The organism is Streptomyces gobiensis, from assembly GCF_021216675.1.
GTDB classification, from domain to species: Bacteria; Actinomycetota; Actinomycetes; order Streptomycetales; family Streptomycetaceae; genus Streptomyces; species Streptomyces gobiensis.
In genome coordinates this window covers 466,223-484,386 of sequence record NZ_CP086120.1, presented here as the reverse complement: position 1 = coordinate 484,386, position 18,164 = coordinate 466,223, and the positions used below count along the sequence as shown (strand labels likewise).

Genomic DNA, 18,164 nt, shown 5'->3' with positions numbered 1-18,164 from the left:
TGTTGTCCCTCCTTGATTTGCGGTTCCGCGCCGGGCGGGGTGCTTTCCCCGATCCCTCCCCTTCCCGGAAACCAGGGCTTCGCCCCGGGGCCTCCCAGCGGTAGCTGGGGGAGGGGTTGGGGAAGGGCCACACCGCCGTGCGGAGGCGCTCATGCGTCACCCTCCAGGTCGCCCTCAAGCTCGAGGTAGGTCTGCCGGAGCCGGTCCAGGGTCTCCTGGTCCGGCTCCGCCCACAGGTCGCGGTCCGCCGCCTCAAGCAGCCTCTCCGTGATGCCCCTGAGAGCCCACGGATTGGACTTCCGCATGAACTGGTTGTTTTCCGGATCAAAGACGTACTCGGCGCTGAGCTTTTCGTACATCCAGTCGTCGACCACACCCGCCGTCGCGTCGTATCCGAAGAGGTAGTCGACGGTCGCGGCCATTTCGAAGGCGCCCTTGTAGCCATGCCTTCTCATCGCGCTCATCCAGCGCGGGTTGACCACGCGCGCCCGGAAAACTCGGTGGGTCTCTTCCTGCAGGGACCGCGTCTTGACGTGTTCCGGCACGGCGCTGTCGCCGACGTACGCCTCCGGGGAATCCCCGGTCAGATGCCGCACCATGGCGACCATGCCGCCGTGGTACTGGAAATAATCGTCGGCGTCGATAAGATCGTGTTCCCTGGTGTCCACATTCTTCGCCGCCACCTGGATGCGCCGGAACGCCGACTCCATATCACCGCGCGCCGGACGCCCGTCCAGGCCGCGTCCGTATGCGTAGCCGCCCCACACCGCGTACACCTCGGCCAGGTCGGCGTCGGAGCGCCAGTTGCGGGCGTCGATCAGCGGCAGCAGCCCGGCCCCGTACGCCCCCGGCTTGGAGCCGAAGATACGGGCCGTGGCCCGGCGCCGGTCGCCGTGCCCGGCGGTGTCCTCGTCCGCGTGGGCCCGTACAAAGTTCTGCTCGGCGGGCTCGTCCAGCTCCGCCACCGCCCGTACGGCGTCGTCCATGAGCCCCACCACATGGGGGAACGCGTCCCGGAAGAAGCCGGAGATGCGGACCGTGACGTCGATGCGCGGGCGGCCCAGCTCCTCCAGCGGTACGACCTCGAAGCCGGTCACCCGGCGCGAGGCCTCGTCCCACACCGGGCGGCAGCCCAGCAGCGCCAGGATCTCCGCGATGTCATCGCCCTGGGTACGCATGCAGGAGGTGCCCCAGACCGTCAGGCCGACGGACTTGGGGTATGCCCCGTTGTCCGCCAGGTGCCGGGCCAGCAACGAGTCCGCCAGCGCGGTGCCGACGTCCCAGGACAGCCGGGACGGGATCGCCTTGGGGTCGACGGAGTAGAAGTTGCGGCCGGTCGGCAGGACGTTCACCAGGCCACGGGTGGGTGATCCGGACGGGCCGGCGGGGACATAGCCGCCGTTCAGCGCGTGCAGCACATTGCCGATCTCATCGGTCGTACGGGCCAGCCGTGGCACGACCTCATTCGCCGCGAACTCCAGCACACGTACGGCGTCCGGCAGCGCCACGCCCAGCACCTCGTCAACCACCGGAGCCACCGCCTCCGGGGCCCAGTCCCGTGCCTCCATCGCCTCCACGAGCCGCCGCGCCAGCTGCTCCAGCAGGTCGATGGCGTCCGAGGCGGTACGGGCGGGCCCGTCGGCCAGCTTCGTGAGCGCTTCCGGCGCAATGACCCGCGCCCCCGGCTCGGCGAGCAGACCGGCTTCCCTGAGCCCGAAGTGCTCGGCCAGCGCCGCCCGCAGCCCCGGCAGGGCGCCGCCGACACCGCCCCACACCTGGGCCGAACGCAGGACGGCCAGCGCCAGATTGACCCGGGGCTCACCGACCGGGCCGCCGCCCAGGATGTGCAGGCCGTCGCGAATCTGCACATCCTTGATCTCACACAGCCAGCCGTCGACATGCATCACGAAGTCGTCGAACTCGTCCTCGTCGGGCTGCTCGTCGACATGCAGATCGTGGTGCAGCTCGGCGGCCCGTACCAGCGTCCAGATCTGGCTGCGTACGGCCGGGGCCTTGGCCGGATCGAGATCGCAGACGAGCGCGTACTCATCCAGCAGCTGCTCCAGCTTGGCCAGATCGCCGTAGGAGTCCGCACGGGCCATCGGCGGCACCAGGTGGTCGACGACCGTGGCGTGCCCGCGCCGCTTGGCCTGGGTGCCCTCGCCCGGATCGTTGACGATGAAGGGATACACCAGTGGCAGATCGCCCAGCACCGCGTCCGGCGCGCAACCGGCCGACAGGCCCAGGCCCTTGCCCGGCAGCCACTCCATCGTGCCGTGCTTGCCCAGGTGGACGACGGCGTCGGCGCCGAAGGTGTTTTCCAGCCAGCGGTAGGCCGCCAGATAGTGGTGCGAGGGCGGCATGTCCGGGTCGTGGTAGATCGCGATCGGGTTCTCGCCGAAGCCGCGTGGCGGCTGGATCATGATGACGACATTCCCGAACTGCAGCGACGCCAGCACGATGTCGTCGCCGTCGACATAGAGCGAGCCCGGGGGCTCGCCCCAGTGCTCCAGCATTCCGTCGCGCAGCTCGGGGTTGAGCGTCGCGAACCACTCCCGGTAGTCCTTCAGCGGCACCCGGGCGGGCGCTGTGGCCAGCTGGTCCTCGGTCAGCCACTCCACATCGTGGCCACCGGCGGCGATCAGGCGGTGGATCAGCTCATCGCCGTTGTCGGGGTAGCCGTCGACCCCGTATCCGGCCTCGCGCAGCGCGTCGAGCAGTTCCACCGCCGATGCCGGGGTGTCCAGGCCGACCGCGTTGCCGACCCGGGAGTGCTTGGTCGGGTAGGCGGTGAAGACAAGTCCAAGCTTCTTCTCGGCGTTCGGCTTATGCCGCAACGCAGCGTGCCGTGCGGCGATTCCGGCGACGCGGCGGGCCCGCTCCGGGTCGGCGACATAGACCGGGACCTCGTCCGGTCCCTCCTCCTTGAAGGAGAACGGCACCGTGATCAGCCGCCCGTCGAACTCCGGGATCGCCACCTGCATCGCCGCGTCCATCGGCGACAGCGCGGCATCCGACTCCTCCCACACCTTGCGGGACGAGGTCAGACACAGCCCTTGCAGCAGCGGTACGTCCAGCTCGGCCAGCGCGCCGATGTCCCATGCTTCGTCATCGCCGCCCGCGCTGGCATCGCTCGCCCGGGTGCCGCCCGCCGCCAGCACCGTGGCGATCAGCGTGTCGGCCTGCCCCAGCAGCTCATACAGCCCCGGGTCGGCACCGCGCTCTTCGGCTACGCCGCGCTCGTCTGTTGTGCGCGCTTCGCCTTGATTTCGCTGCGGGCGGGTGCCGTCCGCTCGTTCCTCGCTCCCGACCCCCACCCTCCGCTGCATCTCGGCTACGCCGCGCTCGTCTGTTGTGCGCGCTTCGCCTTGATTCCGCTGCGGGCGGGTGCCGTCCGCTCGTTCCTCGCTCCCGGCCCCCACCCTCCGCTGCATCTCGGCTACGCCGCGCAGCGAACCGCAGTACACCGGCAGGGCATTGGCGCCCCGCTCCTCGATGGCGTCGCAGAGCACGTCGATGAACGCGGTGTTCCCGGACAGCTCATGAGCCCGGTAGAAGAGCACACCGACCGTCGGCCGGGACTCATTCCGCTGACGGGCGCCATGGACGCCGTACTCCGGCATCTTCTGCGGCTCCGCGAAGCCCTGGCCGGTGAGCAGGACCGTGTCCGACAGAAAGCGGGCCAGCTCGACCAGGTTTCCGGGGCCGCCCTCGACGAGGTATTTGAGTGCTTCGGCGACCACTCCGGCCGGGGCGGTCGACTTGGCCATCAGCTCGGCATCCGGTACGGACTCGCCCCCCAGCAGCACGGTGGGGATCCCCGCGGCTTTGAGCGCGGCCAGCCCGTCCTCCCAGGCCCGCTTGCCGCCGAGCAGCCGTACGACGGCGATATCCGCGCCGTCGAGCAACCCCGGCAGTTCCTCCGCGATATCGACCCGGGTGGGGTTGGCGATCCGGTACGGCGCCCCGGACGCCCGCGCGGCGAGGAGGTCCGTATCGGCGGTGGACAGCAACAGAACGGTGCTCATGAGGGTGCTCCCGGCGGTACGAACGGCAGCCCGGCGGGCACACCGTCTTCGATGAGCCGCAGCAGGGCTGCGGTGTCGGCGTGTTCCTCGATCAGATCGCCCAGGCGATCGAGCTGCTCCTCGCGCAGCGCGGCGAAAGATGTGTCCGGCGCGGGCACGAAGGCGCGGCCGGTGTCTGCGGCTACCCGGCGCAGAAAGGCACGGCGGAACACGTCGCTCTCCAGCGAGCCATGCCAGTGCGTGCCCCATACGGCCCCGACCCGGCAGCCGTCCAAGAAGGGTTCTCCACCGGTGACGTCGGCGACACCATGGTGGATCTCGTATCCCTCGACCCGGGCGCCCAGCGCCGCACCGACCGGCCTGGCCAGCGTCTTCTCCGGGTGGAAGCGCACCCGCACCGGCAGCAGACCGAGCCCGTCCACGGTCCCGGCCCGGGACTCGATCTCGTCCTCGATCCGTTCCCCCAGCAGTTGGAAACCGCCGCAGATGCCCAGCACGGGCCGGCCTTCCGCCGCGCGGCGCAGGAGGGCGCGCGCCAGCCCGCGTTCACGCAGCCACCGCAGCGCCTTGACGGTGCCCCGGGTGCCCGGTATGACCACCAGGTCGGCGTCGGCCAGCTCTTCCGGCCGGTCGCTGAAGCGGACGATCACACCCGGCTCCGCGGCCAGGGCGTCGACATCCGTGAAGTTCGACATCAGCGGCACCGGCAGCACCGATACCCGCAGCACATCCGCGCCATGCGGCGGCGCGGTGCTGCTCTCCCGCACGGTCCCGCGCAGCGAGACGCGCAGCCCGTCCTCCTCGTCGATGCCGAGGCCATGCTGGAACGGCAGCACCCCCACCGTGGGCCGCCCGGTGAGCTGGCGCAGCATCTCCAGGCCAGGCTCCAGCAGCGTCACATCGCCACGGAACTTATTGACGACATAGCCCGCGACCAGCTCCTGGTCCTTGGCGGACAGCAGTGCGGTCGTACCGAAGAAGGAGGCGAAGACGCCGCCCCGGTCGATGTCCCCGACGACCACCACGGGGATACGGGCCGCCCGCGCGATACCCATATTGACGATGTCGCCGCGCCGCAGATTGATCTCGGCCGGACTCCCGGCTCCCTCGCAGATCACCGCGTCGTGGGTGCGCCGCAGCTCGGCCAGACAGTCCGTCACCGTGCCGAGCAGCCGCTCCTGCCGCCCCGCCGCGTGGTAGCCACGCGCGCTCAGCTCGCCGACCGGCTTCCCCAGCAGTACGACCTGGCTGGTGCGGTCCCCGCCGGGCTTGAGCAGTACGGGATTCATCAGCGCGCTCGGCTCGGTCCGGGCGGCGGCCGCCTGCATGGCCTGCGCCCGCCCGATCTCAGCACCCTCACGGGTGACAAAGGAGTTGAGTGACATGTTCTGCGCCTTGAAGGGCGCGACGTTGATGCCCTTACGCGCCAGCCACCGGCAGATGCCCGCTGTGACCACACTTTTGCCCGCGTCGGAGGTCGTTCCCGCCACGAGGAGCCCGCCGCCCGTCATGTCCGCTCCTTCACATAACCGGCCGCGCAGCACACGGCCAGAGCCAGTGCGCTGACATGGCGGGAGAGCCGGACAGCCCGCTCGATATCGGCTGCTTCGACCGCTCTGCCGGGAGCGTTGAGCACCGGGCGGTGTTCGACGCGTCCGCCATAGGAGAGGGTGCCGCCCAGCCGTACCCCCAGCGCGCCCGCGAACGCGGCCTCCACCGGCCCGGCGTTGGGGCTGGGGTGCAGGCCCGCGTCCTGCCGCCAGGCACGCAGCGCGCCGCGCCGGTCCGGGCCGAGGAGCGCCGCCAGCGTGGCGGTGAGCCGGGAGCCCGGCCACCCGGCGACATCGTCCAGCCGGGCGGCGGCCCAGCCGAACCGGCGGTAGCGGGCGGACTTATGGCCGACCATGGCATCGAGGGTGTTGACTGCCCGGAACGCGGCCATTCCCGGCACGCCCCCGAGGGCGCCCCAGACGAGTGCGCCGACGACCGCGTCCGAGGTGTTCTCGGCGACCGACTCCACTACGGCCCGGGCGATTCCGTCCGCGTCCAGCGCCTGTGGGTCCCGCCCGCACAGTCCCGGGAGCAGCTTCCGGGCCCGCTCGATGTCCCCGTCGGCCAGCGCGTCCCGAACGGCCCACGCCTCGCGAGCGAGTGACGTACCCCCCAGCACGGCCCACGTCACCCCAGCGGTAAGGACCTTGGAGCGGCGGGGGAATAGCCGCGTCAGCGCCGCCGCGCCGGCGGCTGCGCCCCCAACGCACAGCACAGCGTGCAGCGCGCCCGCGGCGCGGTGATCGCGCCACAGCCGGCGCTCCACCGTGGTGGCAATGTGCCCGAAAGCGGCGACAGGGTGGGCACGGCGCGGGTCCCCCGCGAGCACATCGCAGAGATAACCCAGCGCGGCGCCGGTCGCTGAGAAACGCATCGCGTCGTCAGCCGGCCGTCGTACCTCGTACGGTCAACAGGTCAGGGGGCGGAGAAATGCCAGGCATGGCGGTATGTCCTCACTCAGGGTCCTCGCCCTGGCTCGACGTGACCGGCGGTGAGAGTCTCCTGGCTCCCGGATCGGCACATCCCCCGGTCTTCCAGCCTCCGTGCGGGACCGTGACTTCTTCGGGTGGGGGTGTGCTCCCCGGTGACAGTGGCGGGACCGCGCCGGATTCGCACCGGCTTCCTCTCCTGCCGCCGTTTGGCAACGGGCAGTCCACCATGCCCGGACAGAGCCGTCAACTCACCCCTGACCTGCGACAGGAGAGTGTGAGCAGACACACGAAAGGGGGTACGGGCGGTGCCCGTACCCCCTCGGGGAACGCCGGTGCCGACTGTGCCAGTTGTGCCAGCTGTGCAGTTGTGCAGCTGTGCTCGGCTGACTCAGGTCGCGATGATGTAGATGCCGTATGCCACGGCCATCGCGCACAGGGCGTAGCAGATGTACGCGCCGGTCCGGGCGAGCGCGGTCGAGCCGCCGTCCGCCTTGCGGGCGGAGGAGCCGACGATGCCGAGCGTGAAGACACCCACCAGGGCCACGGTCGCCACGAGGCTGACGCCGAAGACCTGGCCGAGGGCGGCCCAGTCAATGTTCATCGTGGTGGTTCCTTCTGGATTACGGTGCCTGGCTTATGGGGTGACGCTGGCAGCGGGCTGTTCGGGCTGCTCAGCGTTCTGCTGCTCGGCGTTCTGCTGCTCGGCGGGCATGGTGCCTGCCGGGGGCGGGGCGACGGCCTGGACGGCGGCGGTGACGACACCCTGGGGCTCCGTGCGTATGTCACTGATGGGCGCCACATCGTTGACGTTGGTGTGGTCGACCGGCTGGCGACGGGAGGCGAACCAGATGGTGGTGCAGCTGGCCACCAGGAGGAAGGTGACCGTGCCGACTCCCCAGGCGCCCTGACTGGCCAGGACCGCCGAGATCGCGGCGATCAGCGCGGCGGCGGGCAGGGTCAGCCCCCAGCCGACGAACATCCGGGTCGCGGTGGACCAGCGGACGATTCCGCCCCTGCGGCCCAGCCCGGAGCCCATGACCGCGCCGGAGCAGACATGCGTGGTGGAGAGCGAGAAGCCGATGTGGGACGAGGCCAGGATGGTGGCCGCGGCACTGGTCTGGGCGGCGAAGCCCTGCGGCGGCTGGATGTCGGTGAGGCCCTTGCCCATGGTGCGGATGATGCGCCAGCCACCGAGGTAGGTGCCGAGCGCGATGGCGAGACCGGCTGAGGCGATGACCCAGGTCGGCGGATCGGAGCTCGGGGCGAGCGCGCCACCGGTGATCAGCGCGAGGGTGATCACACCCATGGTCTTCTGCGCGTCGTTGGTGCCGTGGGCCAGGGAGACCAGGGCGGCCGAGGTAATCTGCCCCGCCCGGTAGCCCTTGGCGGTCTGCTGCTGATCGGCCCTGCGCGCCAGCCGGTAGGTCAGCCGGGTCGCGAACATCGCGGCGATACCGGCGACGAGGGGGGCGGCCAGTGCCGGAATCAGCACCTTCATGACGACGACATCGCCGTTGACGGCGCGGAATCCGGCCGAGGCGACGGTCGCGCCGATCAGACCACCCATCAGGGCGTGTGAAGAACTGGAGGGCAGACCGGCGAGCCAGGTCAGCAGATTCCAGGTGATCGCGCCCACCAGACCAGCGAAGATCACTTCCGGTCGGATACCGGCGCCCTCGTCAACGATTCCGGAGGAGATGGTCTTGGCGACCTCGACGGAGACAAAGGCGCCGACGAGGTTGAGTGCCGCGGACATCGCCACCGCGGCCTTGGGCTTCATCGCCCCGGTGGAGATGGTGGTGGCCATGGCGTTGGCCGTGTCGTGGAAGCCGTTCGTAAAGTCGAACACCAAGGCGGTGACGATCACGATCCCGATGAGAAGCGTGATGTGTTCCATTCACCCGGCAATCAGTTTGGCGGTCAGTGGGCCCGGCGAATGTAGAGACATTTGGTGAACGGAAAGTGAACTGGGCCGGGCTTTGGGGTTTCCCAGGCGGCGTCCCGGCCTCACCCTTCCGCCGACTGGCCGCTGAAAGACCGTTGGAGAGATCCTGGTCACTCAGCGCGCGCTACAGTCCCCGTCGGAGGTGCGGCATATGCGGCAGGACTGGCAGGCATGGCAAGGCCATTGGCGCGAGCTGGTGACCACGGCCCGGCGGACCGTGGCGGACGGGCTGGTCGTCGGCACCTCGGGCAATGTCTCGGTGCGGGTGGGCGACACCGTACTGGTCACTCCCAGCGGCGTCCCCTATGACCGGCTCGGCCCCAATGAGCTGTGCGCCGTCGACCTCGACGGGCGGCGGACAGCCGGTGACCTCAGCCCGACCAGTGAGCTGCCCCTGCACCTCTCGATCTACCGGGGTACGGACGCCACCGCCGTGGTGCACACCCACGCCGTGCACGCGACCGCCGTCTCCACGCTCGTCGACGAGCTCCCGGCCATCCATTACATGACCGCCGCCCTGGGCGGGCCGGTACGGGTGGCGCCGTATGCCACGTACGGCAGCGATGAGCTGGCCGCGCACACCCTGATGGCGCTACGTGAGCGCACCGGCTGCCTGCTGCGTAACCATGGCACGATCACGTACGGGCGCAGCCTTGACCAGGCCTACGACCGCACCGCCCAGCTGGAGTGGATGTGCAGGGTCTGGCTCGCCGCCAGCTCCGTACCCGGACGTACCCCGACCGTGCTGTCGCCCGAGGAACTGGCCCGGGTCGCCGACCGGCTGCGCGGATACGGGCAGCGGTCGCTCAGCTGAGTCACCCGGCCACCGCGGCCCACTGGCCGCGGCGGCGCGGCGGACCGACACTGGACAGGATGCGAAGGGGTACCGCGGCGGCCGTCGCCGCCACCACCGTGCTGGGTGCCACCGTGGCCGCCGTGGCGGCGGGGCGGTACGCAGCCGACGCCGCGCTGCGGCCCTCCGCCGACCGCCGTGCCCCGGCCGGGTTCGACGGCCCCGAGCTGACCGTGCACTCCATCGCTTCCGGACGGATCGCACTCACCCGGACGCTGGCCTCCCGCCTGCCCGGCGTCTACGGGCTGACCGGCCGCGGCTGCCATGCCGTGGTGGGGGAGGTGCTCGACGGCGAGCACCATGCTGCCACCGCTGCCACCGCCGATACCGTCGTACGGAGACTGGTACGGATCACCCATGGCGAACTCGCCCCCGGCACCCGGGTGCGGCTGACCCCACAGGTGTACATCGGCAACCCCCGCGACGCCCTCGACCTCAGCTGCGCGGAAGTCGAAGTGCCCAGTGAACTCGGCCCGCTGCCCGCCTGGCTTGTGCCCGGCTCCCGCGACACCTGGGTAATCACCGTGCACGGTCTCGGCACCACCCGGGAACAGCCGCTGGTCATACTCCCCTTTCTGTACCGGCACCAGCTCCCGACGCTCGATATCGCCTACCGGGGAGACGCTGGAGCGCCCCGTGCCCCCGATGGCGTCGGGCATCTGGGCGACTCCGAATGGCGTGATCTCGATGCGGCGATGCGCTACGCCATCGGTTCCGGGGCCCAGCGGATCGTTCTGCATGGCTGGTCCACCGGCGCCTCCATGGCCCTGCACGCCGCCGCCCGTTCCGCGCGGCGCGGACATATCGCCGGACTGGTGCTCGACTCGCCTGTCCTCGACTGGCGGGCCACTCTGCGTTCGCTGGCCGCTCGCCGGGTGCCCGGCGCGCTCGTGCCACTGGCCGTACGGGCGGCGCAGGGCCGCGCCGGGCTGCACGCGGAACGGCTGGCCGAGGTGGCCGACCCCACAAGACTGAGGGCGCCCGCTCTCCTCCTGCACGGGCCGGACGACACCATCGCACCCTGGGAAGCCTCCCGTGCCTTCGCCGGGGAGCGGCCCGAGCTGATTACCCTGCACACCGTCCACCGGGCCCCGCACGCGGCGATGTGGAACGCTGATCCGAACGGATACGAGGAGGCCCTGCGGCGTTTCCTCACCCCGCTCATGTAAGAGCCCGCATGAGAAGAACGGGGGCCGTTTTGGGCTTTTGGAAGGTCACGAGGAAGACTGCTGGTGTGACGTCCCGTACCCCGCGAGACAACCGACTGAGCCTTGTCCCCCAGCAGGCCCTCGCTGCTTCCCCCAGCCGACCGGTGACGATCCGGCGTACCCGGCCCGCGCCGAGGCCGCCCGAGTCCCTGGCGCCGCGCGACCAACTGGCCCGCCAGGCGCGGGCGGCCCTGAGCGACGCCGTACGGCTGGCCCGTTGGGCCGGCACCACCGGGGCCTCCCCGGCCCTGGCGCCGGAGCGGGCCGCAGCCGAGCAGCGGATGCCGGTTGACCAGGTCCGCAGCCACTGGGACCGGGCGCGGCTGGCCGGACTTGTCGAACTGCACCAGGGCGTCGTACAGGCCGGGTGGCGGCTGCGCGCCTGGGACCGTGATGACTCCGCCGTACTGCGCGGCTGGGTGGCCCTCTTTGACGCCTGGTCACTGGTCCACCCGGCGCCCGCCACCGCCGACGCCGCCGTAGTCAGTGAAGTCGTGGTCGCGGCACCGCAGTTCCTCTCCGTGATGCATCTGTCCTCAGGTCCCGTCACGGAGCCGGCGCTGCTGGAACTCCTGACGCAGCGGATCACGGAACTGCGTGCGGAACGGGCGGAGACCGGCGATGAGGCGCGGGAGCCGTCTCCTGAGGAGCTGACCGCGCTGCTCGGCTGGGCCCTCGACGGGCTCGCGGCCGTTGGCGCGCTGACCCGCTGTCAGGGCCAGGGACAGACGGGACAGGCCGTACTCACACCGCTGGGCAACTGGGCGGTCTGGGTGAAGCTGGAACAGATCTGCGTCGCCGCGCTCAGCCCGGTGGGGAACATCGAGCAGTCCGCCGAGAACATGCTGCGCGGCTGCGCCCGGCTCTCCCCGGGCCCGGCCCGCAATGAATACCGTGCCTGGCTCGCCGCCCGCCCCACCGGGCCGGCGGTCACCGAACTCCTCGATGCCGCCCGGGGCGAGGAGGCCCTCATCCGCGGGCTGGCCTTCGAGGCGCTCCGCGTCGTCGGTGCACCCGCTGAGCCCGCCGTGCGGAGCGTTCTGGAGGAACCGACCCTGCGCCCCTACGCCCTGCTCTGGCTCGCCGAACACGAGGGCGCCGACCCTGAGGATCTCGCGTTCGGCGCGCCCGGGGTGCTCACCCGGGAGGAGGCGACCTGGCTCTGGGTCGACACCGCCGCGGCCGTCGCCGACCACGGTGAGAGCCAGCTCCTCATCGACCACCTGGACTCGGCCGTTCAGACAACGGTGCCCCGACTGCTGGAAGAAGTACGCGCCACCGGCCACCCGCGCACGGTGCAGGTGCTGGTCGCCATCGCCGCCGCCCACCCCGACTTGGCACTCGCCAAGGCGGTCCGCCGAGCAGCCTTCCAACTCCACACCGGCACGCCCTCCTCTTCTTCTTGACGGCGGCCTCGCATTGTTCGGCCCCTGGGGGGCCTCACAAGCTTCGGGCCGCCTGCGCCGGACTCCGTCCGTCGGGTGGGTGGCTGGGCGCCGTTGTCGGCTGTGGGAGTTCCCCGAACCCGGCCCCTTCCCGAAACTGGGGGCTTGCGCCCCCAGCCCCCCGCCCCGTGTTGTGGGCACTCGCAGCCCCGCGAGGGGCTGTGGGTGGGCACAACACCCGGCCACCGTCCCGCACCGGACCAACCCCCGGGGCCCCGGGGCGAAGCCCCGGTTTCCGGGAAGGGGCGGGAATTGGGGAAACCCACCCACGGCACCCCGCACCCGGGGGCGAAGCCCCGCCGCGCGGCGCAGCCGCATATCGGTACAGCGGGAAGGGGCGGGAATTGGGGAAACCCACCCACGGCACCCCGCAGCCGGGCGAAGCCCCGCCACGCGGCGGAGCCGCATATCGGTAGCCGGGACCCACCCCCACGGCACCCCTCGCTGGGACGGAGCCCCGCCCCGGCCTAGCTCCCGCTCTGCCCAGGAACGTACGTGCCGAACGACCAGACATTCCCCTCGGTATCGCAGGCGATGTAGTCGCGAGCGCCATAGTCCTGGTCAGTCGGCGGCATCAGGACGGGCACCCCGTACTCCGCGGCGCGCTTGTGGTGGGCGTCCGGGTCGTCAACGACGACATAAACCGAGGCCGGGCCCGCGTCCTTCATCGCTTTGGCGAATTCCCCCTCGCCACCCTTGGTGCCGAGCATGACCTTGCCGTTGCCGTAGGACAGCTCGGCGTGCACAACGTAGCCGCCCTCGCTCTCGTACACCGCGTCCTTGGTGAAGCCAAAGCCCTCTGTCAGCAGCCTGATGGCGGCATGCGCGTCCCGGTACAGCAGGGTGGGATAGACGGTGGGCGACTCAGCCGTGCCTGCCATGGTGATCACCTGTCCTCTCGATTGAGATTGAGACCTGTCTCACAGCCTTTCAGCGGGGTCTGACAACGGCCTGGAGCCGACTCTCGGAAATCCGGTTGCGTGGCGCCGTTAGACTTGTCGTATGGCAACTCCTCTCGTGCATTAGCTGACGTACGTCCGCTTCTTCCGCCCTGTTACGTACGTCCCGCCCAGGAGTTTTTCCCGTGATCACCGCCTCCGGTATCGAGCTGCGTGCCGGTGCCCGTGTCCTCATCGAGTCCGCCACCTTCCGTATCGCCAAGGGCGACCGTGTCGGCCTGGTCGGCCGCAATGGCGCGGGCAAGACCACGCTCACCAAGTGCCTCGCGGGTGAGGGCGTCCCCGCTGCCGGCACCATCACCCGCAGCGGAGAGGTCGGCTACCTCCCGCAGGATCCGCGCACCGGTGACCTCGATGTCCTCGCCAGTGACCGGATTCTCTCCGCCCGCGGCCTCGACACCGTGATCCGCAAGATGCGGGAGAACGAGGACCGGATGGCAGGCGGCCAGGGCGCCACCCGTGAGCGTGCGATGCGGAAGTACGAGCGGCTGGAGACCGAGTTCCTCACCAAGGGCGGATACGCCGCTGAGGCCGAGGCGGCCACCATCGCGGCCAGTCTGGGGCTGCCCGACCGGGTGCTCGGCCAGCCGCTGCACACCCTCTCCGGCGGTCAGCGACGCCGGGTCGAGCTGGCCCGCATCCTCTTCTCGGACGCGGACAGCCTGCTGCTCGACGAGCCGACCAACCACCTTGACGCCGACTCGGTCGTCTGGCTGCGGGACTTCCTCAAGACCTACCGCGGTGGCCTCGTGGTCATCTCCCACGACATCAACCTCGTGGAAACGGTGGTCAACAAGGTCTTCTATCTGGATGCCAACCGCTCCCAGATCGATCAGTACAACATGGGCTGGAAGCAGTACCTCAGCCAGCGCGAGGCCGATGAGAAGCGGCGTAAGCGTGAGCGCGCCAACGCCGAGAAGAAGGCCGCCGCGCTCAGCTCCCAGGCCGACAAGATGCGCGCCAAGGCCACTAAGGCAGTCGCCGCCCAGAACATGGCACGGCGTGCCGAGAAGCTGCTCTCCGGGCTGGAGGCCGAGCGTCAGTCGGACAAGGTCGCCAAGCTCCGCTTCCCGGACCCCGCGCCCTGTGGCAAGACTCCGCTGATGGCGGAGGCCCTGTCCAAGTCGTATGGCTCGCTGGAGATCTTCACCGATGTCGACCTGGCCATCGACAGAGGCTCCCGGGTGGTCATCCTCGGCCTCAACGGCGCGGGCAAGACCACCCTGCTGCGGCTGCTCGCCGGGGTCGAGGAGCCGGACACCGGCAAGGTCGCGCCCGGCCATGGGCTCAAGCTCGGCTACTACGCCCAGGAGCACGAGACGCTGGACCCGGACCGCACCGTTCTGGAGAACATGCGCTCGGCGGCGCCCGATATGGATCTCGTCGACATCCGCAAGACGCTGGGCTCCTTCCTCTTCTCCGGCGACGATGTCGACAAGCCCGCCGGGGTGCTCTCCGGCGGCGAGAAGACCCGGCTCGCGCTGGCCACCCTGGTGGTCTCCTCAGCCAATGTGCTGCTGCTCGACGAGCCCACCAACAACCTCGACCCGGCCAGCCGGGAGGAGATCCTGGGCGCGCTGCGCACCTTCACCGGCGCCGTGGTGCTGGTGACGCACGATGAGGGCGCGGTCGACGCGCTCCAGCCGGAGCGGATCATTCTGCTGCCGGACGGGACCGAGGACCTGTGGGGCGAGGACTACGCCGATCTGGTCGCACTTGCCTGAGCCACTTGCCTGATCCGGGCTTGATCCATCTCTTCTGGATCATTCGGTCGACGGGTGATCCTTCATCTGAGTGAGGGCGGCTCGTATCCCCGCCCGGCCGCACGCCCGGCGTGCGGCCGGGCGGGATGCGCCGCCGGGCCCGGCTGGGCCGATTCAGTGAACGCCGCTGACCTGCCGCTTCGCCGTGCGCCAGGGCACACTCATACGGCCGCACCCCACCGGAATCCCTTATTCCATCGGGCCTCCGCTCCCTACCGGTCGCCGAGGTTGTCGTATGGACCTTGCCGAATGGGTGGCCAGATCAGCAAGAAGGGGTGATCATGAGAGTCCAGAGCGCACTTCCCATGAGGAGGCACGGGTGGCCGAGACTCTGAAGAAGGGCAGCCGGGTAACCGGCGCCGCGCGCGAGAAGCTCGCGGCTGACCTCAAGAAGAAGTACGAATCCGGTGCGAGCATCCGGGCGCTGGCCGAGGAAACCGGCCGTTCCTATGGATTCGTGCACCGGATGCTCAGCGAGGCCGGTGTGAACCTGCGTGGTCGCGGCGGCGCGACGCGGGGCAAGAAGGCCGCGTCGGTCTGACAGGGCCCGAGGCGTCCGGTGGGTGTCCACCCGGCCGATCGGCTGACCGGTCGGGTGGTTACTCTGCAGTCACTTAACTGCGGTCAAGCCACCGGAGGACTCGATGACCCTGTTCGACAAGGACGGTGTCCAGCTCACCGTTGATGGCGCCGTGGCCACGGTCACGCTCGCCAGTCCAGCCAAGCGCAATGCCCAGTCACCTGCGATGTGGCGAGCGCTGGCCGAGACGGGACGGCTGCTGCCGGGTGACATCCGGGTTGTCGTGCTGCGCGGCGAAGGCAAGTCCTTCTCCGCCGGGCTCGACCGGCAGGCGTTCACGCCCGAAGGCTTCGACGGTGAGCCGTCCTTCCTGGACTTGGCGCGTGGCCCGGCCGAGGAACTGGACGCCACGATCGCTGAGTACCAGGAGGCGTTCACCTGGTGGCGGCGCAATGACCTCGTCAGCATCGCCGCCGTACAGGGGCATGCCATAGGCGCGGGTTTCCAGCTGGCGCTCGCCTGCGATCTGCGGGTGTGTGCCGACGATGTGCAGTTCGCCATGCGGGAGACCAGCCTCGGACTGGTGCCCGACCTCACCGGCACCCACCCGCTCGTGGGCCTGGTCGGCTACGCCCGTGCCCTGGAGATCTGCGCGACCGGCCGGTCCGTGCGTGCCGAGGAGGCCGAACGCAGCGGTCTGGCCAATCTTGTGGTGCCCGGAGCCGAACTGGACGCCGCAACGGCCGATCTTGCGGCGGCGCTGCTGGCCGCACCACGGGACGCGGTGATCGAGACCAAGGCACTGTTGCGCGGCGCGCAGGGCCGTACGTACGAGGATCAGCGAGTCGCCGAGCGCGCGGCGCAGGCACGCAGGCTGCGCGATCTCGCCGGGCTGGGTGAGTGAGCGACGGCCTCACACGGCTACGGCCGTGACCAGGATCGTGGCCGTCACCGGGCCCGGAGCGTCCACCGAGGCCGCTGACACGGCGGCATCGCGGGCCGCGCGGGCCACATCCAGGGCGCGATGGCCGGCGGCGACCGCGAGCTGAAGGTGCACCTGACGGCCCGTCGGTGAGTCGATGGTGCGGGCGGCATGGGCCAGTCCGCCCGGTCCGCCCAGCCCTCCCAGCGCGGGGGACAGGCCCGCCACTCCCGGTACGGCGGTCACCGCGTCGGCCACGCTTCCCCGGTCTGCCGCCGTGGCCGGTGGCTCTTCTGTGCCAGGGGCTGCGTCCGGGTCCGGGTCCAGCGCCGGCTGTCTGGCGGGCGCACCGGAGCCGGGCTGCTCCAGCAGGTCCGTGGCGTGCAGATCGATGGCGGTTACGGGCAGACCGAGCCGCTCATCGGCTGCTTGGCCCAGCACCTCCCGTAGCCGGTCGGCGGTCTGCGGGAGCGGCTGGTCCACTGGGGCCGCGAAGTCGGCGGTGATGCGGACCGGACCCGGTGGCAGCGCGCTCGGCGGGGGCGGTACGGCGGGCTCGGCGTCCCCCTCAGGGTCGGCCAGGGCCAGCCGCAGCGAACGCAGCCCGGCCCCCGTCGCGCTGTCCGCCGATGCTACGGCGGCGCGCAGCACAGCGGCGGCGGCGCGCTCCGCGATCCACACGCCATCGGCCGCCTCGCCCAGGGACAGCAGCCGTCCCAGGCCGAGTTGCTGCCGTACGGTCTGTGCCAACCGGTCCGCGGTCATGTGTACTCACCCCTCTTTCTGGATACAGGCTTCCCTGTCCATCGGCGCGCGGCTGTCCCCGTTCACCCATTCAGCGGTGCATGCACCGGGTGGTCCGGGCCGTGCACGCTTAGTGTGGCAGTGGGCGGCAGCCGCCCTGTCCCTCGGAAAGGTGTGAAGGCTATGTCTGAGACCTCTACCGCGGCCAAGGAGTCCCCGACCGAGACCGCCGCCAAACCGGTCACCACCCGCCGTGGCACCGGCGATCCGGCCACTCGGGGACGGACCACCATCGCCGACGGGGTGGTTGCCAAGATCGCCGGAATGGCGGCCCGTGATGTGATCGGTGTCCATGCGATGGGCAGCGGATTCTCCCGTACCTTCGGCGCGGTACGCGATCGGGTGCCCGGTGGCAGCAAGGCCGTCACCCGGGGCGTGAAGGCCGAAGTCGGTGAGGTGCAGACCGCGCTCGATCTGGAGATCGTCGTTGACTACGGGGTCTCCATCGCCGATGTGGCCCGTGCCGTACGGGAGAACGTCATCTCCGCGGTCGAGCGGATGACCAGTCTTGAGGTCGTTGAGGTCAATATCGCGGTCGGTGATGTGAAGCTGCCCGATGAAGAGGAAGAGGAAGAGGAGCCGGACAAGCCGCGTCTGCAGTAGGGGAATGCGAAGGAGCGCACGATGAGCATGGCTGTGGTCGGCTTGATCGCCGGAATGGGGCTGGGATTCGCCGGATACTTTGGCGGCTTCGGAGCTTTTCTGCTGGTGGCGGCGTTGGGCGCCATCGGGTTTGTCGCCGGGCGGTTCGCGGACGGCGACCTGGAACCGGGGGATTTCTTCCGTATCCGGGACCGCGGCCGCGGTGATGAGCGGCGGCGGTGACCGGTGGCGCCGGAGCCCGTCCCCGCGCCGGAGCGCGGAGCTACCCGGATCGCCGACCGGGTCATCGCGAAGATCGCTGCGCAGGCGGCCCATGAGGCACTGCGCAGGGGGCCCTGGAAAGGGCACGGCGGGCCGCAGGCACCGCAGGCACCGCACGCTACGGTGATCGTCCGTAAACCGCCCGGCAAGGACGGTGACGGCGGGCAGGCCCGGGTCCGGGTCGCCGTGGAGCTTGGCTATCCCTCCGATATCGGGGCCCAGTGCGGCGCGGTGCGTCGTCGGGTCACCGCGCGGGTAGGGGAACTGACCGGTATGGCTGTACCGGATGTGATCGTCGATGTTGAACGGCTCCACTCGGCGCATCTGCACGGCGAGGGCAGAGGGAGAGTGCGGTGAGCGACAACAGCAC

General features: G+C 70.3%; 16 protein-coding genes and 1 riboswitch. Of the genes, 9 read left to right on the top strand and 7 right to left on the bottom strand.

Translation table 11 applies throughout. The features are described from left to right. Nucleotides 1–149: 149 nt before the first annotated feature. The 5 genes from cobN to test1122_RS02325 form a co-directional block, all read right to left on the bottom strand. A complete protein-coding gene (gene cobN, locus test1122_RS02345; protein ID WP_232267479.1) occupies nucleotides 150–4,028 on the bottom strand; it encodes a cobaltochelatase subunit CobN in 3,879 nt (1,292 codons plus the stop codon). Next, nucleotides 4,025–5,539 (bottom strand): cobyric acid synthase, encoded by a 1,515-nt coding sequence (locus test1122_RS02340; RefSeq protein ID WP_232267478.1) that lies wholly within the window; start codon nucleotides 5,537–5,539, stop codon nucleotides 4,025–4,027. The genes cobN and test1122_RS02340 overlap by 4 nt, the downstream gene beginning before the upstream one ends. Beyond that, entirely contained in the window at nucleotides 5,536–6,453 is a 918-nt protein-coding gene (locus tag test1122_RS02335; RefSeq protein ID WP_232267477.1) for a cobalamin biosynthesis protein, read from the bottom strand. The genes test1122_RS02340 and test1122_RS02335 overlap by 4 nt, the downstream gene beginning before the upstream one ends. A gap of 121 nt (nucleotides 6,454–6,574) precedes the next feature. Beyond that, nucleotides 6,575–6,705, bottom strand: a riboswitch (cobalamin riboswitch). Nucleotides 6,706–6,899: 194 nt separating this feature from the next. After that, on the bottom strand, nucleotides 6,900–7,112 hold the full coding sequence (locus test1122_RS02330; RefSeq protein ID WP_232267476.1) for a hypothetical protein: 213 nt from the start codon (nucleotides 7,110–7,112) through the stop codon (nucleotides 6,900–6,902). A gap of 33 nt (nucleotides 7,113–7,145) precedes the next feature. Then, a complete protein-coding gene (locus test1122_RS02325; protein ID WP_232267475.1) occupies nucleotides 7,146–8,408 on the bottom strand; it encodes an inorganic phosphate transporter in 1,263 nt (420 codons plus the stop codon). 199 nt (nucleotides 8,409–8,607) lie between these two features. Between test1122_RS02325 and test1122_RS02320 the strand changes: the two genes are divergently transcribed. The 3 genes from test1122_RS02320 to test1122_RS02310 all read left to right on the top strand — a co-directional run bounded on the left by test1122_RS02320 (nucleotide 8,608) and on the right by test1122_RS02310 (nucleotide 11,923). Next, nucleotides 8,608–9,270, top strand: a complete 663-nt coding sequence (locus tag test1122_RS02320) for a class II aldolase/adducin family protein (protein ID WP_232267474.1) — start codon at nucleotides 8,608–8,610, stop codon at nucleotides 9,268–9,270. A gap of 59 nt (nucleotides 9,271–9,329) precedes the next feature. Further along, nucleotides 9,330–10,478 (top strand): alpha/beta hydrolase, encoded by a 1,149-nt coding sequence (locus test1122_RS02315; RefSeq protein WP_232267473.1) that lies wholly within the window; start codon nucleotides 9,330–9,332, stop codon nucleotides 10,476–10,478. A gap of 65 nt (nucleotides 10,479–10,543) precedes the next feature. Continuing rightward, nucleotides 10,544–11,923 (top strand): hypothetical protein, encoded by a 1,380-nt coding sequence (locus tag test1122_RS02310; RefSeq protein WP_232267472.1) that lies wholly within the window; start codon nucleotides 10,544–10,546, stop codon nucleotides 11,921–11,923. 506 nt (nucleotides 11,924–12,429) lie between these two features. Here the strand turns inward: test1122_RS02310 and test1122_RS02305 are convergent. After that, nucleotides 12,430–12,843, bottom strand: coding sequence for a VOC family protein (locus tag test1122_RS02305; protein WP_232267471.1), 414 nt, complete (start codon nucleotides 12,841–12,843; stop codon nucleotides 12,430–12,432). Nucleotides 12,844–13,046: 203 nt separating this feature from the next. Here test1122_RS02305 and test1122_RS02300 point away from each other — a divergent pair, with 203 nt between their 5' ends. The 3 genes from test1122_RS02300 to test1122_RS02290 all read left to right on the top strand — a co-directional run bounded on the left by test1122_RS02300 (nucleotide 13,047) and on the right by test1122_RS02290 (nucleotide 16,108). Continuing rightward, the gene (locus test1122_RS02300; RefSeq protein WP_232267470.1) at nucleotides 13,047–14,645 is read left to right on the top strand and encodes an ABC-F family ATP-binding cassette domain-containing protein; all 1,599 of its coding nucleotides are present in this window, start codon (nucleotides 13,047–13,049) and stop codon (nucleotides 14,643–14,645) included. A gap of 358 nt (nucleotides 14,646–15,003) precedes the next feature. Further along, complete coding sequence (locus tag test1122_RS02295) at nucleotides 15,004–15,225, top strand: helix-turn-helix domain-containing protein (protein ID WP_232267469.1); 222 nt, start codon at nucleotides 15,004–15,006, stop codon at nucleotides 15,223–15,225. A 103-nt stretch (nucleotides 15,226–15,328) separates the two neighbouring features. After that, entirely contained in the window at nucleotides 15,329–16,108 is a 780-nt protein-coding gene (locus test1122_RS02290) for an enoyl-CoA hydratase/isomerase family protein (RefSeq protein ID WP_232267468.1), read from the top strand. Nucleotides 16,109–16,117: 9 nt separating this feature from the next. Here test1122_RS02290 and test1122_RS02285 read toward each other — a convergent pair whose 3' ends face one another. Next, complete coding sequence (locus test1122_RS02285) at nucleotides 16,118–16,891, bottom strand: nucleopolyhedrovirus P10 family protein (protein WP_232267467.1); 774 nt, start codon at nucleotides 16,889–16,891, stop codon at nucleotides 16,118–16,120. A 162-nt stretch (nucleotides 16,892–17,053) separates the two neighbouring features. Between test1122_RS02285 and test1122_RS02280 the strand changes: the two genes are divergently transcribed. From test1122_RS02280 to test1122_RS02270, 3 genes are read left to right on the top strand one after another with little or no spacing between them, the layout of a single operon-like run. Further along, complete coding sequence (locus test1122_RS02280; protein WP_232267466.1) at nucleotides 17,054–17,533, top strand: Asp23/Gls24 family envelope stress response protein; 480 nt, start codon at nucleotides 17,054–17,056, stop codon at nucleotides 17,531–17,533. 21 nt (nucleotides 17,534–17,554) lie between these two features. Next, complete coding sequence (locus tag test1122_RS02275) at nucleotides 17,555–17,755, top strand: hypothetical protein (RefSeq protein WP_232267465.1); 201 nt, start codon at nucleotides 17,555–17,557, stop codon at nucleotides 17,753–17,755. 3 nt (nucleotides 17,756–17,758) lie between these two features. After that, nucleotides 17,759–18,151, top strand: coding sequence for an Asp23/Gls24 family envelope stress response protein (locus test1122_RS02270; protein WP_232267464.1), 393 nt, complete (start codon nucleotides 17,759–17,761; stop codon nucleotides 18,149–18,151). The last annotated feature ends 13 nt before the right edge of the window (nucleotides 18,152–18,164 follow it).

Bases quoted from the DNA above. Each gene is read 5' to 3' on its own strand.
- cobN (WP_232267479.1), bottom strand. From the start codon at position 4,028: ATGAGCACCGTTCTGTTGCTGTCCACCGCCGATACGGACCTCCTCGCC.
- test1122_RS02340 (WP_232267478.1), bottom strand. From the start codon at position 5,539: ATGACGGGCGGCGGGCTCCTCGTGGCGGGAACGACCTCCGACGCGGGC.
- test1122_RS02335 (WP_232267477.1), bottom strand. From the start codon at position 6,453: ATGCGTTTCTCAGCGACCGGCGCCGCGCTGGGTTATCTCTGCGATGTG.
- test1122_RS02330 (WP_232267476.1), bottom strand. From the start codon at position 7,112: ATGAACATTGACTGGGCCGCCCTCGGCCAGGTCTTCGGCGTCAGCCTC.
- test1122_RS02325 (WP_232267475.1), bottom strand. From the start codon at position 8,408: ATGGAACACATCACGCTTCTCATCGGGATCGTGATCGTCACCGCCTTG.
- test1122_RS02320 (WP_232267474.1), top strand. From the start codon at position 8,608: ATGCGGCAGGACTGGCAGGCATGGCAAGGCCATTGGCGCGAGCTGGTG.
- test1122_RS02315 (WP_232267473.1), top strand. From the start codon at position 9,330: ATGCGAAGGGGTACCGCGGCGGCCGTCGCCGCCACCACCGTGCTGGGT.
- test1122_RS02305 (WP_232267471.1), bottom strand. From the start codon at position 12,843: ATGGCAGGCACGGCTGAGTCGCCCACCGTCTATCCCACCCTGCTGTAC.
- test1122_RS02290 (WP_232267468.1), top strand. From the start codon at position 15,329: ATGACCCTGTTCGACAAGGACGGTGTCCAGCTCACCGTTGATGGCGCC.
- test1122_RS02285 (WP_232267467.1), bottom strand. From the start codon at position 16,891: ATGACCGCGGACCGGTTGGCACAGACCGTACGGCAGCAACTCGGCCTG.
- test1122_RS02280 (WP_232267466.1), top strand. From the start codon at position 17,054: ATGTCTGAGACCTCTACCGCGGCCAAGGAGTCCCCGACCGAGACCGCC.
- test1122_RS02275 (WP_232267465.1), top strand. From the start codon at position 17,555: ATGAGCATGGCTGTGGTCGGCTTGATCGCCGGAATGGGGCTGGGATTC.